This is a genomic window from Vibrio sp. Y2-5, from assembly GCF_014596725.1.
Lineage (GTDB): Bacteria > Pseudomonadota > Gammaproteobacteria > Enterobacterales > Vibrionaceae > Vibrio.
Map to the genome: position 1 here is coordinate 1 of NZ_JACVEG010000008.1, position 14,760 is coordinate 14,760.

A 14,760-nucleotide genomic window follows, 5' to 3' on the forward strand; every position below is an offset into this window, starting at 1 on the left:
AGGGATTGAAGGGGGAATTTGGCAAAAAGACATAGTTGTCGTTCACAACGATTTCCCATTTCCTCTTGATTGTCTCAAAACTGTAGCAAACATCTAAGCTATATATACCAAGGGATTGAAGGGGGAATTTGGCAAAAAGACATAGTTGTCGATCACAACGATTTCCCAATTCCTCTTACTTGTCTCAAAACTGTCGCAAACATTGAAACTATATATACCAAGGGATTGAAGGTAGAATTTGGCAAAAAGACATAGTTGTCGATCACAACGATTGTCAGAAGACCATATAGATTAATCGATTCCAATAAAGTTTGTTACTTTTCCTCTGTCAGTTCACTTGGCAAAGGTGAAGTGAACCAAGAATAGCAAGCACGTCTTTGCCCCAGTACTTGCAAAAGCATTTCCTGTTTGTCGTTTTAGAGGATAAGGACTGCAGGTTGTTTGTGTAAGCTATCTTAGTTTACTGAACCTTTTCTACGAGCCTTTTCAGCTTTCTTTTTAGCTTTAGCCTCCTTGTAAGCCGCTCTGTCCATTTCCTCTGCCAGTTCCCAATCTGATTTCACTTTCGGTTCGGGCGGTTGAATGAATTTTCCTCCGAAATACTTACCAAGACTGAAACCAAATTGTCTTGCAAGAGCGCCCACACCTAAACCCAAAAGGCGTGCCAGAAAGAACAAAACACCTTGCACCATGACATCAAAAATTCTAAACACCCGGCTTACCCTCAATATTCATTTCAATAACTATTGATGGCTAGTATACACATTAAGCTATTGATGACTTGATGACTAATTGAACTGTGATTGTTAAGGCGGAATGATGTGAGTACGAAAAGCAGCTAAAAGTCGTGTTTTTATGTCGATAAAATCATTGGTAAAGATGTCTCGTCGATCACTGGGGTTGCCACTCACCCCCGAATGTTACTCAAAATCGATGCAAGCGTAGAAGCCTTATATAGTAAGGGATTGAAGATAGATTTACCCAAAAAGACATAGTTGTCGATCACACCCCCCCCTACTTTGGTTTCCATCCAAATTGACTATCTAGATGCTAAGTAGTACTCTCTAAACTTACCTTAAGGTATGTATGTCAAATCCTGAAAGACATTAAAACGGAAACGTCGAAAGACATTCATTTCAAATAAATCTATAGGTTAAATCCTACTTACCAATAAACCTTTTTGATTATGGATAATACTCCAATCATAGGTTCCCACTGTCGAAAGACATATTTAATTAAGGAGTAATTCATGGCTAGTCTAATTTGTAGCTGTTGTGGTAATGGTTTTCGCGGGAAACAAGATTCAGAACATGACCGCGGATTTGGCACCTGTAATAACTGTATTACTACAGTCATTGAACCATTGAACGAACGCTTCATTAAGCAAGGTAAAGACGCACTGAAAAAAGCCTCAACACCTGAACGCTGGACACATTTTTGCAGCTGGAACAAAACCAAACAAGACAATTTTATTCTGATGCTATTTCAGAAAGGTGTTCTTAAATTTGGTTATTAACTAATAAAGCCGAAAGGCATTAAGCAAGGAGTAATATACAATGAAAATTTCTAACGTATCGTTTTTGCCAACCCAAAGAGTACGCAATTTCCTAACCCAATTCATTCCAGAAGAACCTGGATGTTATGAATTGGCTTTAGCTGATGGAAACTATTCCATTGAACATCGCGGACATCGCCCTTGCAATTTCACGATAGAAAGAGGTAGCGATAATCAGTTGACGTTACACGAACTCGTTGAGTTCTGTGGTGCAGAGGGTGAATGTGCAATTGGAGGGCTAGTTGAAAGTAATCGATTCGATTTCTCCCTAAGAGCTTGTTATTTTGAGTTCGTTGGAAGATTAGCGATCGAGGCTCCATTCGAAACTGAAGTAAGTGATGTTTTTGACTTGTTTGCACAGAACATAGTTACCAACTATGAAATTGGTTCTTATGATCTCGTTTCGGTAAAGAAACTAGTTACGGGAGAGTAGCTTATGTTCAGCAAACGGCAGAGAACGCCATGTGCCATTTAATTAAGCGTGATACTAAAGGTGAGGTTTTAATGTGTACATTGACTCTAACAAAGAGTTAGGTGAACTCTTAACAACTTCAGCTCAAAATTCGGCTGAAATTAAAATTGTCTACATGGTAAAAGTTGGAAATCGCTAAGCACATTCTGGTTTACGAAATATTTACGTAAACCATTTTTAACACTGAAAAGTGAAAATTAAGGAGAAAATATGGAAATCATTTTAAATTCGAAAGGGACGATGCCCGTGCATAGATTCGTAGTCGATAAGGCATACTTTCTTATGTACGGTCACTACGAGACAGTAACCATTTTAAGTGAAAATACAGAGCTAGTTGTGACAGGTGAGCAGCTTACTCCTATTGACGATTATAAAATGGATTACCCTAATGTGAGCTTTATCTCTCATGATGAATTCGATACTTTAAGTATTGAATATGAAGATATTCTAAAAACGCGGGTTAAACGTATCAGCCAAGAAGCCTACAATTTCATGATGGGTTATGTAGACGCAAGACCGACTATTATTGACGGTTTAACCTTCTTCATAACCGAACATGAAATCAGAGCAAATTTGGTCAATTGGGTATGTTGTTTTAATAAAGTTTACTTTGAATTTATCGATGAAAAAAATCGCGAAAGCGACTACATCGTTGAACGAGCGAAACAAGAGTACAAACGTGTTCTTGAAACTACAGAGTGAGTGTTATGAGTAACTTAATCGATAGTAAGCAACTCGGTAAACTTATACACCTCCGTGACTCGGCCACCAGCGACATGTATAAGCTTGTAGCAAACCAGATGGTTAGCGCTATAAATGTAAAGGATGCTAATAGCTTCGAACAAGCAATTGGTGTTTTACAAGCTTTAAACTTATCTCCTGATGAGTTATTAAAGAAAATGGTTCTCATATTAAAAGAGAAAGCCTAATAAAAAAGCCCGCGTACATAGCGGGCTTTTTTCCTAAACTTCTAAAAACTATCTAATACTTTATCGATCAAATCAACCTCACCAACTCTGAAATCAACTTTCGTTGTCACGTACCGTTTGAATGCTGAGTAACTGTTATGGCCGCTATCTAACATAAGCTTCTCAGGCGACCTACCAGCGCTTAAGGCCAAACTTATACCGGTGTGCCTAGTTGAATGCGCGGACAACGAACGGAGTATATCTGCCTCTTCAAACTCTTCCATATCTTCAAGTCTCGATGCAGTAAAGTGGAATATTTCTTTTATCAAATTATAAATGGAATTAGAGGATAGGTTGGCATCAACAATCCCAGCATCTCTGCCATGTGACGCGGGGCGGTGCCTTGTAAACAACGGGGAATTATCATTCGAGTCCGGATAATCAGTTAGACCTAAAAATCTTCTGTACCGTACCAATGCATCTACCAATTTTCTTGGACAAAGCACCTTACGAGAACGGCCTCGTTTAGCTCGTCTTATATGAAATACATACCTAAATTCATCGCCAACTCGAACCCTTATAAAATCTGACATTTTAGGAGAATATGTTGTTGAAGCCGAAACCTCACTGCGTCTTGGGAAAGCGAGAATCATTAAATACACAAGAAAACGTGTACGTTCATACTTATCTCGATTTTCCGAAGCCAAATCCTCTATTACATCAAGCAAAGTGGCTAACTGTAATATTGAGAGAGATCTATCAACTTCATCATGAGGCTTAACGTTATCTAATGAACCGATATTTAAACGTCTTAATACTAACGCCGCGGGATTATGGTCGCAGTACTCACAATCATTCAAATACGTATAAAAAGAACTAATTACTGATAATTGCTTTGCAATAGTAGCTTGGCTGCGCGAGTAGGGCATTTCAATACTCGGATTTTTAAATGGGCGCCAATCTGGGTTTAAAATAAATTCATCACGATACTTAGAATCCGTTAGTACTGTTCTTGGGGCGGCTTTCGCGATCAATTCTTGGGGCGGTGTATTACAAAAGAAAATAAATTGAGTCATTTCCTTCCTACGAATTGAACCAACTTCCAGTTTATGAGCCCAAACCCAATTCAAGAAACACACTAAATCTGTTCTGTAGCTGTCGTAGTTGTTTTTATTGCCCATTAACTCAGATAAAAAGTCTTCCGCCAGTTCGTATTCTTCCTGAGCTTCTGGTAATTCATTGAATAGGACTTGAAGAATTTCTCTTAATTCTGGGAGAACAACTTGTGAGTACGAATGAGGAAGGATTACTGGATAAAAATTGGATACTGAAAGTGGTGGGTACTGCATTCTATTAATATCCTGTGGTTGGGATAACTCGCTTTGATGATGGGAATTGATAATAAGGTACGTCGAAACAAAATGTAACCGTGTTTCTAGGTGAATCAGGGATCCAATGGATGATAGTTTGGTTTTGATCGTTAATTATGGGGACAAGGCGAAACAAAGCTTTATCTGACACTCTGGTGACTAGTGGGTATGAATGGAACTGAGTTATTACAACTTCCATTAATTTATAACCGGCAACAATCCTCAAAACATCATTTGATTTAGGGTCGGAAGAGGGTTGTGGGACTTCTATTTGGCAAGAATCAAATTTCCCGAAATGTTTAGCCAGTTGTGCTAGGCCGTCTAATAATTCAAGTTCTTTGGCCTTTTTAAACACCTCTACTTTCTGTGGGGTAGAGGTGTCAATTTGGACTTCGTACGTAACAGGTAACTCAGACAAGTTAAGAAGCTCGCTTCAATGGTTTTTTTTCAATTAGTAGTTTAGGTTTCAGTGCTAAACCTGCAGTTCTCGCCCTAGAGTAAATATTCTTACTGAAGTCTAAACTTGCATCTTCGATGACAGTTTTAATTCGATTATGAAATTCAGATAATGGCAGTGAAACAACTGAGAATAGACTGGTAAATTTTGCCTGTTTCAATAATTGAACTTCTTCATCAGCGTTTCCATAGTTTGAAACGAAATCTACATGTTTAAGTGAATTAACATATTCCACGTATCTAGGGTTAATAGCTGCTATCTGGTTCGAAAATGACTTGTGAATTTCCGTATTCAATTCAGGCGGCCAATCGTTATTAGACCCAATATTTGCAGGCACTACTGGCGTTAAAAATTCCGTCATCGCGAGTATATAAGACACACCGGTACTCAATAGGACTTGGTAATGAAAATCCAATCCGTCATAAAGCTTTATCAGTTCAGCATCATGGATTGCAAGTTCTAGTGGGAACTTAAGGAAAAGTACTCTGTACGTAATTTCACTCTGTAGACCCTCATATGCGCAAACTTCATGGTCCCCATTGGTCTTTTCTGACAATTTTTTTATCGAGATTTTTAAGTCAGCATTTTCAGATATCAATTTTGTTTGATCTTCAGTGATTTTCTTATGCTTTTTAAGCAAACGGTCGTAATCACGCTTCAGCTGTTTAGGTTTTAGATTTTGAAGTTCTTGGAACTCGGGCATTATCTTGTCGACTCTTGAAGCACGAGTCTGAGCATCCGATAAGCTCCTTCTAACTTCTTTTAGCAGCTCATCTTTAGCAAATGAGCTATCTTCATATTTCTTCGTTGAAATAGAATGCTTCAGTTCCAGCTCACGATATGCTTGCTGAAGTTCTTCAAGCTGGTCTGCTAATACTTTGCATTCCGAACCTAGTTTTTTTAAATCATTTATATTGGTGTTAATTTGCATCCCATTTTCGGAAATCGTGGTTCGTAATTCACTAACCACTTTAAGGTAGATATCAGCTTCGACCTTTAGTAAATCATAAATCTCTTTCCCTTTGGTCAAACAAATCTCTGCAAGGGCTATATTTCCATCTTTAATATAAGATTCAGCAGCTGCAATAGAACCATATGTATTCATTAATAAAGTTTGGAATGTTTTCGCATTGAAATCCATTAAACCCCTCCTTAAATTGATTGGTAGCAGTATATGCAAATGGGCATACGGTCAACCTTGTATGCCGAGGCAGTAAGGTTAGGATTTACCGGCTTAAATTTTAAACCTATAATACACCAAATATATAACGCTTCACACAATTGTAGGACGCAGAATGAGCTCTATTCACAAGAAATCTATAAATTGTAATTTCCGAAACCTAAAATCCGGGAAATTTATGCGCTATGTGGCGTTATTTACAACTTGTTCATTGATTCCAATGACCGCTGCAGCAAATACACAAACCGAATCCACCGAAATTGCCGAAATTCCGAGTAACATGGAGAACGCTTCTTACAGTGTAGGGTATGAAGTAGGGCGAACTATTTCTGCATTGATTGAACAAACTGAATCAACATCTACGGTTAAGTTCCAGAGAGAAAAGGTCATAGAAGGTGTCCGCGATGCAATTAGTAAATCTCCTAAGCTGACAAGAGAACAAATTGCTCGCCAATTAACTTACCTCGATACGGTCACAAAGGATCTCAGCAAGACCAAAGAAGAATACCCGGATTATCAAGCGGGTATAAAAATTCAAGAATCAGCCAAGAAACAAAAAGGTGAAATGGCGACGGCTTCAGGATTACTTTACAGAGTAATTAAACCAGGGGTTGTAAAAATCAAACCCAGTATAAATAGTGTTGTTACATTGATCTACGAGGGTCGATTAGGAAACGGTAGAGTTTTTGATTCTTCGAACTGGAGAAAGCAACCTTCAAGCTTTGTTGTTTCTGACCTTACACAAGGACTACAAGAAGGTGTTTTATTAATGACGGAAGGTAGCGAATATGAATTCGTAATAAAACCAGAACTTGCGTATAAGGATCAACCACAGCCTAACATCCCAGCTTATTCAACATTAATCTACCGAGTAAAACTGAGTAAAATAGATTAATACTAAATAACCTTTTGCAAAACCTCTAAGACAAACCCCTATCTGACTTTAGATAGGGGTTTTTTAGTTATCCGCAAACTTCTCTTGACTAGCAGGGGAGGGGTGCCATGTGGACATTATTTTGGACCAACATAAATAACGCAGCAAAGAGGGAAGCTGGAAATGCCGCATATAAACAAGTAAATCCATTCCTCACACCTATAATCCCTTACTCCGAATACTTAATGTAAATGTCGCAAACTCTTTGAATATTTTGATCTATCTCGGATGGTAGAAATTCTAAGCAAGTATCACGATTTACATCGTGTGAAATATCACCTCCGCTATGCTGACGAAGCATGAGTTCCGTGAAATAAACTGGTGTATCAGAGTAGAAATCATCGTCCAGTCTAATGCGGAGGTAAGGATTATGATAGAGTTCGCCATTATCCCTCGTTGACCAAAAGAAGTTATCGTCACTATCGTCTAACTCTAAAACAGCTACATCGACACCCATATCGGCCAACCGTTTCAATACTAGCTTTGACACTTCGTTGGGTTCTCTTCTTGGCAATGCAAACTCTGCAACAACCGTTTTCATACTTTAATTCTCTCGTTAAAGCGCTTTAGGGATGTTGTTAGCATCCATGAACGCGCTGACCTTCTTCTCCAGTTGAATTGCACTTGGTTCTGTTTCTAACGTGCTAAGCAATTCATTCACGTTTGAAATGCAGTCGGTATCAACGGTAACTATTTTCTTACCTGTACTTGAAATATGAGTACCACATATCGTTTGTAATTGAAGTTCAACTAATGAATCGACCATGGCCGAACCAAACTCTTTAGCTACTGTCTCTGTAGTTGTAGCATTTGCTATCGATGCAGACATAACCAGAAGCGTTGATATAAATAGATTTTTCATACCGCTTTTGCTTCCCTTAATTATCTGGGCATATTACACATAGATAGAAGAGAATCGAAGTTATGTGGTTCCTTTTGAGCAAGTTGGAATAGCTCAACTTGATTTTTTATACTTCCATCACCTAGTTGGAACCCATCACAGTAAAAACGATAAGCGGCTTCAAGTACTGATACTGGTAATTTGGTACCTAAGAACTTATTGTCGATTTTTTCCTGTAAAGAAAATAAGTGTTCACTAATATCCGATACAGCCATTCCGAAATCGTCTCCAAGCTGAGTAGCTAAAGAATAAATTTCTTGCTCACTGGTTACCGAAGTGATGTAAAACTGAGGGGTATCACTAGTAGAGCAAGAAAGACCTATATAACCAGGCTCGTTGACAACGGTTCGAATCATATGACCTAAACGCCTGTTTGTACTCTGTAGGGTCTTTGTAAGGTGCTTCTTACCCATTTGTACTAAGTTAGCTAAAGAATTCAACTCAGGCTCTGTGAACTCCTTTTTCTGGATTAGTTCATTGAAACTAATGTTAGCTAATGGGTTTGAAATGGTTGGTGTGGTTCTTCGTCCATCGTGAAGTTCTAACGCAGCCAGAAAGAGTTTTTGATCAACGGTTACAGAAATTTCTTCATTGGCACAATCTATGTAACAGGTATATCCATATAGCTCTAGTGTATATTGAGCCTTATATTTGGTTTTTGTAGCATTAAAAATCTTAGTTTTGTTCTTTGTTGACCTAGACAAGCTATATAAAGCATCTTTCAAACGGTTTGCAAAATCTGACACTGAAGAACCTGTTCCAGAGTTTACTAGGAAGAAAGACTCAAAGCTGAATGTATAAGTGCCTTTTTGCCCCATACGAGTACGTAGGTAAAGATATAGCGCAAAGAAAAGGTCATCAACAGTGAGTATGGAAGGTGGCATTAACCAATGAAATTCTTCACAGAATAACGAATTAAAAAGCACTTCTGGAAGCTCAACAATATAGTCCATCGTGCTTGCTCCGAACTTACCTTTGCTATTCGTGTACTCAACGCGAGCAAGTTTACTGAAAGGCTTTATTTCAGTTTCTGTTACTGGCCTGTCACCATCGTTTTCACCAGTTTGCATCAAGGCATTCTTTAAAACAGAGATTTCCTCTTGTTTATGCGGAGTTAATTCCACTATGGTTTTCCGAATTCTTTGTAGTGCTTCTCGGCATTCATTTCTCTGAATTCCGCCAAACCCTTTTTTTGTGTTTGGGTAGATTAGAGAAAGAATGTCATCGATGTGAAGGTGAGTCCGGTTAACAGGAGGTCTTTTCTGGTAAAGGTAATCATTTAGGCGTGCAACATGTGCATGGAACGTAAGAGTATTTGCAGCAAAGTAATACTTCAAATCCTTAAATAGCATCACACTGTCTGAGTTGGTCCATGTTGAAACCTCGTAGTCTGTAAGCATGGTTATTTCTTGAGGACCCTGCTTAAGAGACACTGCCATGGTACCGGTTCTATTTTGTTGTTTATCTGTTGATGCAACTGATACCAGAATGTTCATCAAACCAGAATAGTTATCTTTGATTGCGATAACTCTTTTTTCATCAGTTGCGATATCAAATGAGCTTGGAATGTAGGAAATTTGATTTCTAATTGCTTGTTTATTTAACTTATTTAAAGCAGGTGATAAGGATCCTTCAGATTTCAGAACTTGCAAATTATTACTTCCAGCGGAGTCGATGATAGAATCCAGATTGTCGAGAATTTGACCCGAATACGTAATCGCGGGATAAATCCGATCAGAATTAGAGTCTTTTACGGTGGGAGTTTCAAAAATGCCCTTAGCTATAAAGAAATGATTTAACAAATTACGACAAACTGTCGTTTTACATAGTTCCGACTCAACAATTTCGCTCAATACGTGACTTAGTGGTATGACAGCTTTATGTTGATTCTTTCTAAGCAGTTCTGTAATAAACAGCAGATATTTGCTTTCTAGTTTTAAGCCTGCATCATTTAAACGCTTGGATAGAGTAAAGAAGGGGATAACTAGATCATCATTTACGAAGAAAGGATTTAGAAACAATTTCATGTTCGGACTTGGTTTAAAAGTCTCGTCTAGCTCAATCTCTTTCATCAACAATACCCACTATATCCATTTTCTTAAATAAACACAAAACGACCTTTATTATTATTATTGATCTTTTTATATGAGATCAATGATCAAATGGATCTAAGATAGCTTCAATACTGCACTGTACTTAGTCTATTAGAATCGTTTTGCCCCTAGCCACGTTTAATAAAGTCGCTATATCGGTTTGCTATCATACTCAAATTTGAAAGAGACATGAATACCAAAAACACACTCCAAAAAGATCTTTCTTGAAACTTATTGTAATTCAATAAGTTGAGTTTGTTTTGTGTGAGAAAATTTGAAGATAATAAAGCTAAAAACTAAAAATCTAACCGGATAAAACTAAAAATCTAACCCAGAGATTCCAAAAATCATACCAAGTAATCATAAAAATCTAACCCAGAGGTTTTAAAAATCTAACCGTTAAACCGTAAAAATCTAACCAGAAAAGTTTAAAAGTCTAACCGCTAAAAACCAAAAATCTAACCGAGACTTTCTAATAATCTAACCGCCTAAGTTTAAAAATCTAACCCAGTAAGTTATAAAAATCTAACCGCTTGGTTCTAAAAATCTAACCAGAAGGATTTAAAAATCAAACCCTGAAAGTTTACAAATCTAACCCCATGATTTTTAGAAAAAACAGTAGATTAGCTCGAAATACAAGCTTACCAACAAGCTATGCACAGGATATAAACAGGATTATTAAGTGTATTTGTGGGTTTTTATTTTAAAAATGTGAATTTGATCACTATGAAAAGGATCATTCCTTTTTGGGGGGGAGTAATAGATCAGCTTTTATCGTGTTAATCTATTGTATAAATATACAGCGGTGGTTAGATTTTTACAACTTGAGGATCAGCATTTGTCAAATGATAATGAATATTCAGGTACTACGGTTAGTAATCTAGAGGCAGCTTTCGATGTGATTACGGAAGGTAAAAAACTCCTATCTACCAAGATTAAGAGAGGAGTACATAAAGCAACTCTATACACTTATGCCCCATGGAAAAGAAACAGCGTTCTTAATCATAGTATTGAGGTGACGGAAATAACCGGGTCTGAAGCCGTCAGGATTGCATGTAATATCTACAACTTTGAGCAAAAGCACGAAGGTATTACAGTACCAACCAAGTTCGTTGGTACAGTTGAACTCAATCGCTGGGCCTTTGCTGATATAAGTAAACTAGTATCAGAAATAAATGAAGCTAAGAAAATCATAAAACACGGTGCTAGACACGCTATTCCGTCACGCCTAGAACGCAGGAAGTATTACGATTCCAAAGTAAAAGATGTTATTAGCTCAACTATATACCGACAAATTCCAATATTAAATAATGTTACATCGTCACATTTTCATTGGTGTGATACTCAAAAAGCACCAATCTTATTAAATGATAAAGAAGTAGAGCTAATTACCTCAAATGCTGCACCTACTGATCGAGAAACGTCAATTCATCAGTACCAGCGGCTTGAGCGCTTCCACTCAAATCTTAATTCTCACGTTACAAACGGGAGCAACCTCTACCGTTTGATGAGTGTAAGGATTCATCCAGTTCATCAACTGGGGGTGCTAGAAGGGATGAAGAGTGAAAGAAAACTTCTCAAATTAAGTGTTCCAGTGTTGATTGTCCGAGCTCCAAAAGGGTATAAAGAAACACCTCTTGAAACGTATGTTGCACCGTCATGGTCTACAGGTGATTCCAGTCCACAACAATTTCCAGACCAATACGGAAAATTACGCGGGCTTGGATTTGGTATTTATGTCGATTAACCTTTTTTTTGTATTATGTGTGAAGCGTAATGAAACTAAATAAAATCATACAAAATCCATTAAGAAACTATCAACAACGTGTAGTTACCAAGTTATGGCGGTGGTTTAAGAAAAATAAGATAGGTAACCCACTTATTAAGGTCCCTACTGGGGGCGGTAAAACACACATCCTAGCTCAAATTGTAATCGACGCACTTTCTTTCAATAGTACTAAGAAAATCCGCATCATCGTACTGACCCAAGATACAACGCTGGTTAAACAGAATTCAGAAAAATTCTTTAAAATTGCTCCATCCGTTGATGCTGGCGTATTTTCCGCCAAGTTAGATCGTAGAGATACAGAAAATCAGATTATTTTTGCGAGTATTCAGTCTGTTTATAAACGTGATGATATGGGCGAATTCGATTTAATTATTGTCGATGAATGCCACCAAATCCCTCCGAAAGGTGATGGGATGTATCAAACCTTCATTAGTAAACAAAAAGTTGTAAATAAAAAGGTTCGGATTGTAGGGTTAACAGCAACTGATTACCGTCTTACTACTGGCAAACTAACCGACGGTAAGAATCCACTGTTTAAAGAAGTTGTGGCAGAGGTAACCCTGAAAGAGTTACTAGAGCTCGGGTTTCTTGTACCTATTCGTTACGTTAAAACACCATTTACAGTATCGATGGATAAAGTGAACGTCCGGGGTTATGACTATAACCGTGACGAAGCCGCAGACGTCATGATGGAAGACAACAGAACCGATGATGCGTTAAACGATACAATTGCTAAAGCGAGAATGTTTGGCTTAAAAAAATGGAAAATATATTGCGCGAACGTCAAACACTGCGAAGCGGTTCTAGACTATCTAACATCGATGGGAATTGAAGCCAGGGTGATTGATGGCAATACAAAACAAAAAGCGAGAGATAAAATTTTAGAGGAGTACAGGGACGGTAATTTTACCGCGCTTATCTCATGTGAAACTCTTATAACAGGTTTTGATGAAACAGCTATTGACCTGATCGTAAACCTTAAACCAACAAAGTCAAAAGGTCGTTGGGTACAGTTGTGTGGCAGAGGAATGCGCCCTCATTTAATGGGTACAAAGGACGCCAAAAAAGAATGCATGCTTTTAGATTACACTGAGAATACTCATGCGCTTGGCCGTGCAGACATGATTGAGTGGTCTACTGACTGTATAGAATCACCGAGCCATTTAAAATCAAGAGTCATTCGCTGCCCTCAGTGTAATGTAGCTCTGAATCGTTATGATCAGCACTGTGATAATTGTGATTTCGTCTTTGATTATTCAAGGCCTCTGGTTCAGGCCTCTGAAGCTATCGTTTCCTACTGCGCCAAGGCAGGTTATGAACTTCCAAAAGGACTGTCGCTATTTCATATCCATACCGCTGACATAAAGCCAGCATTTATAAATAAACAGCTGTGCCTGCAAATTAGATTCTTTGGTACCGAAGTAGCTCAAAAAGTGAAGACTTCTGGAAGTCCTTTCCTTAGTGAGTTCATTCCATTTACCGAGATGAAAGAAGAATTTGTTACGTATTTTACGGACGTAACTGATATCAACGTTATAAGTCATTTGGTCAAGCCACAAGACTTTGCAAGAGAAGTGGCAAATCGAATAGTTCTACCAGAAGCGGTAATAACGAAACAAAATGAATTTGGGTATAATTACTCTGTAGCTTACGTACATTCGCAACGTAATAAACTGCATTGGCAAAACGATCAGGAAACTGTTATCAGAGACCTATTAGCCGCTTAATACTGCATACTTGACCGTGCCTCAAATCCGTTATGATTTACCTATACGCAATAAACAGGTAAAGACAGATGACCCTTACAGAAACAACTCTCCACTTAAGTACTACAAAGTTAGGTCTGTATCTTCGTTTTGAATCTGTCGAATCCGAAGATTTGCTTTTCATAATGATTGCAGAGGAACCTAGATATGACGACGAACTAAATAATGAAATCGGGCACCTTGCTAATTTTAGCTCTACAAACATGGGCGATTTGAAATGTTGGGTGGTAAAAAACGCTTCTGAAAGATTGGTTTCTATTACAAACGCATTGAACCGATATTTATCAAAAAAGATGAATAAGTTGAGCAAGATAACTCGATTGTGAAATTGCATCCTAAGATTAAACGGTTTAATATTTAAATGATTATGTCATTCATGGCAATACCTCGCTGAAAAGCACTTAATTTAATCAAGGAGTCACAAATGAAAGTAAAAGTCATCGACTTGAACCATTCACTGTTTAGCAAAACACACCGACCTAAATACCGAAGCAATAGAACACCACCAGTTCATCGCACAGAGACTCACCCTCAAAAAAGAAAGGTGGCTTTATGACGGTACAATTCGAACGCGAAGAATTGGAAAGAACTTTGATCAAGCTCTTGAAAGAATCCAAGCCACAAGAATTTGCCCAACAAGCCTCTGTACTTCTAGGTGGAGCTCATATTCGTGTGCTGGCGTCAAAATCAGGCCCGATATTCATGTTAGACGATGTACCAAAAGGGATGTCCGAAACATTGATGATACTGACCAGAACGGACAGTCAAGTTAAATCCGGACTCGATCAGCTTAGCAAGTTAAAGGAACAACATTTTCATAAGGGGTAATACTATGATTTATGTATTCTTTAGTATGCTTCGAGAGCCATTACGCCTAGTTGTTTTTCTAATTGGATTAGTAGCAATATCTACTTATTTAACCAATGGAGATATGAATGAGGCTGTTGGTGGCTTTATCGCAGCGCTAAAACCATTGAAAGACCAAATAGTTAAGGCGCTACAAATTGTAGTTCCAGCTGCTTTAGAGATGGTAAGTGAAGCAATGAAAGGCTTGAGCTAACAGATTAAAGAAAGGAATCACTCGATGTTTCTTATGAGAATCTTTGTTAAGTTCAAACCTGGCATATGTAAAGGCCTTCTGTTACTTCTGGCATTTACTATCTTACTGCCAATAATCGGGGCGTATTTTGAATGGAACTCAAAGGTGAAATTTGTACTAGGGGCGTTATATCTCTGGGTTTTACTAATTACATGCTTTGATTTTGTTTTGTTCGAAACACCCCGACGTATTACACAGTGGATAAAGAACAAATGGCGATAGGCCACGTTGTTATT

Annotated in this window: 17 protein-coding genes; 10 read left to right on the top strand and 7 right to left on the bottom strand. The window is 38.0% G+C overall.

The genetic code is table 11. The features are described from left to right. Positions 1–455: 455 nt before the first annotated feature. On the bottom strand, positions 456–713 hold the full coding sequence (locus tag HUO09_RS16755; protein WP_188234658.1) for a hypothetical protein: 258 nt from the start codon (positions 711–713) through the stop codon (positions 456–458). A gap of 536 nt (positions 714–1,249) precedes the next feature. Between HUO09_RS16755 and HUO09_RS16760 the strand changes: the two genes are divergently transcribed. The 4 genes from HUO09_RS16760 (at position 1,250) to HUO09_RS16775 (ending at position 2,956) form a co-directional block, all read left to right on the top strand. Continuing rightward, on the top strand, positions 1,250–1,516 hold the full coding sequence (locus tag HUO09_RS16760; RefSeq protein WP_188234659.1) for a hypothetical protein: 267 nt from the start codon (positions 1,250–1,252) through the stop codon (positions 1,514–1,516). Positions 1,517–1,556: 40 nt separating this feature from the next. After that, the gene (locus HUO09_RS16765) at positions 1,557–1,988 is read left to right on the top strand and encodes a DUF2787 family protein (protein ID WP_188234660.1); all 432 of its coding nucleotides are present in this window, start codon (positions 1,557–1,559) and stop codon (positions 1,986–1,988) included. A 249-nt stretch (positions 1,989–2,237) separates the two neighbouring features. Further along, a complete protein-coding gene (locus HUO09_RS16770; RefSeq protein WP_188234661.1) occupies positions 2,238–2,729 on the top strand; it encodes a hypothetical protein in 492 nt (163 codons plus the stop codon). Between the two features lie 5 nt (positions 2,730–2,734). Then, entirely contained in the window at positions 2,735–2,956 is a 222-nt protein-coding gene (locus HUO09_RS16775) for a hypothetical protein (RefSeq protein ID WP_188234662.1), read from the top strand. A gap of 41 nt (positions 2,957–2,997) precedes the next feature. On the opposite strand, the gene HUO09_RS16780 is transcribed toward HUO09_RS16775, so the two are convergent. From HUO09_RS16780 to HUO09_RS16785, 3 genes are read right to left on the bottom strand one after another with little or no spacing between them, the layout of a single operon-like run. Next, entirely contained in the window at positions 2,998–4,284 is a 1,287-nt protein-coding gene (locus tag HUO09_RS16780) for a site-specific integrase (RefSeq protein ID WP_188234663.1), read from the bottom strand. A gap of 4 nt (positions 4,285–4,288) precedes the next feature. Then, the gene (locus HUO09_RS22340; RefSeq protein ID WP_223159484.1) at positions 4,289–4,723 is read right to left on the bottom strand and encodes a hypothetical protein; all 435 of its coding nucleotides are present in this window, start codon (positions 4,721–4,723) and stop codon (positions 4,289–4,291) included. A gap of 1 nt (position 4,724) precedes the next feature. Continuing rightward, complete coding sequence (locus HUO09_RS16785) at positions 4,725–5,903, bottom strand: hypothetical protein (protein WP_188234664.1); 1,179 nt, start codon at positions 5,901–5,903, stop codon at positions 4,725–4,727. A 154-nt stretch (positions 5,904–6,057) separates the two neighbouring features. On the opposite strand from HUO09_RS16785, the gene HUO09_RS16790 reads away from it, so the two are divergent. Then, entirely contained in the window at positions 6,058–6,837 is a 780-nt protein-coding gene (locus HUO09_RS16790; protein WP_188234665.1) for an FKBP-type peptidyl-prolyl cis-trans isomerase, read from the top strand. A gap of 208 nt (positions 6,838–7,045) precedes the next feature. Here the strand turns inward: HUO09_RS16790 and HUO09_RS16795 are convergent, their stop codons facing one another. From HUO09_RS16795 to HUO09_RS16805, 3 genes are read right to left on the bottom strand one after another with little or no spacing between them, the layout of a single operon-like run. Next, positions 7,046–7,417, bottom strand: coding sequence for a hypothetical protein (locus tag HUO09_RS16795; RefSeq protein ID WP_188234666.1), 372 nt, complete (start codon positions 7,415–7,417; stop codon positions 7,046–7,048). 15 nt (positions 7,418–7,432) lie between these two features. Further along, a complete protein-coding gene (locus HUO09_RS16800) occupies positions 7,433–7,738 on the bottom strand; it encodes a hypothetical protein (protein WP_188234667.1) in 306 nt (101 codons plus the stop codon). A gap of 20 nt (positions 7,739–7,758) precedes the next feature. Then, complete coding sequence (locus HUO09_RS16805; protein ID WP_188234668.1) at positions 7,759–9,849, bottom strand: replication initiator protein RctB domain-containing protein; 2,091 nt, start codon at positions 9,847–9,849, stop codon at positions 7,759–7,761. A gap of 859 nt (positions 9,850–10,708) precedes the next feature. Here HUO09_RS16805 and HUO09_RS16810 point away from each other — a divergent pair. The 5 genes from HUO09_RS16810 to HUO09_RS16825 all read left to right on the top strand — a co-directional run bounded on the left by HUO09_RS16810 (position 10,709) and on the right by HUO09_RS16825 (position 14,485). Continuing rightward, entirely contained in the window at positions 10,709–11,617 is a 909-nt protein-coding gene (locus tag HUO09_RS16810) for a DNA replication terminus site-binding protein (RefSeq protein WP_188234669.1), read from the top strand. 29 nt (positions 11,618–11,646) lie between these two features. After that, the gene (locus HUO09_RS16815; protein ID WP_188234670.1) at positions 11,647–13,386 is read left to right on the top strand and encodes a DEAD/DEAH box helicase; all 1,740 of its coding nucleotides are present in this window, start codon (positions 11,647–11,649) and stop codon (positions 13,384–13,386) included. A 463-nt stretch (positions 13,387–13,849) separates the two neighbouring features. Beyond that, positions 13,850–13,981 (top strand): hypothetical protein, encoded by a 132-nt coding sequence (locus tag HUO09_RS22490; protein WP_262926949.1) that lies wholly within the window; start codon positions 13,850–13,852, stop codon positions 13,979–13,981. Continuing rightward, a complete protein-coding gene (locus tag HUO09_RS16820; protein ID WP_188234671.1) occupies positions 13,978–14,253 on the top strand; it encodes a hypothetical protein in 276 nt (91 codons plus the stop codon). Before HUO09_RS22490 ends, HUO09_RS16820 begins: the two co-directional genes overlap by 4 nt. 4 nt (positions 14,254–14,257) lie before the next feature. Continuing rightward, the gene (locus tag HUO09_RS16825) at positions 14,258–14,485 is read left to right on the top strand and encodes a hypothetical protein (RefSeq protein ID WP_188234672.1); all 228 of its coding nucleotides are present in this window, start codon (positions 14,258–14,260) and stop codon (positions 14,483–14,485) included. Positions 14,486–14,760: the final 275 nt, after the last annotated feature.

Coding starts and splice junctions, on each gene's coding strand:
- HUO09_RS16770 (WP_188234661.1), top strand. CDS start 2,238: ATGGAAATCATTTTAAATTCGAAAGGGACGATGCCCGTGCATAGATTC.
- HUO09_RS16805 (WP_188234668.1), bottom strand. CDS start 9,849: ATGAAAGAGATTGAGCTAGACGAGACTTTTAAACCAAGTCCGAACATG.
- HUO09_RS16815 (WP_188234670.1), top strand. CDS start 11,647: ATGAAACTAAATAAAATCATACAAAATCCATTAAGAAACTATCAACAA.
- HUO09_RS16825 (WP_188234672.1), top strand. CDS start 14,258: ATGATTTATGTATTCTTTAGTATGCTTCGAGAGCCATTACGCCTAGTT.
- HUO09_RS16820 (WP_188234671.1), top strand. CDS start 13,978: ATGACGGTACAATTCGAACGCGAAGAATTGGAAAGAACTTTGATCAAG.
- HUO09_RS16760 (WP_188234659.1), top strand. CDS start 1,250: ATGGCTAGTCTAATTTGTAGCTGTTGTGGTAATGGTTTTCGCGGGAAA.
- HUO09_RS16800 (WP_188234667.1), bottom strand. CDS start 7,738: ATGAAAAATCTATTTATATCAACGCTTCTGGTTATGTCTGCATCGATA.
- HUO09_RS16785 (WP_188234664.1), bottom strand. CDS start 5,903: ATGGATTTCAATGCGAAAACATTCCAAACTTTATTAATGAATACATAT.
- HUO09_RS16790 (WP_188234665.1), top strand. CDS start 6,058: ATGAGCTCTATTCACAAGAAATCTATAAATTGTAATTTCCGAAACCTA.
- HUO09_RS16765 (WP_188234660.1), top strand. CDS start 1,557: ATGAAAATTTCTAACGTATCGTTTTTGCCAACCCAAAGAGTACGCAAT.
- HUO09_RS22490 (WP_262926949.1), top strand. CDS start 13,850: ATGAAAGTAAAAGTCATCGACTTGAACCATTCACTGTTTAGCAAAACA.
- HUO09_RS16795 (WP_188234666.1), bottom strand. CDS start 7,417: ATGAAAACGGTTGTTGCAGAGTTTGCATTGCCAAGAAGAGAACCCAAC.
- HUO09_RS16780 (WP_188234663.1), bottom strand. CDS start 4,284: ATGCAGTACCCACCACTTTCAGTATCCAATTTTTATCCAGTAATCCTT.
- HUO09_RS16775 (WP_188234662.1), top strand. CDS start 2,735: ATGAGTAACTTAATCGATAGTAAGCAACTCGGTAAACTTATACACCTC.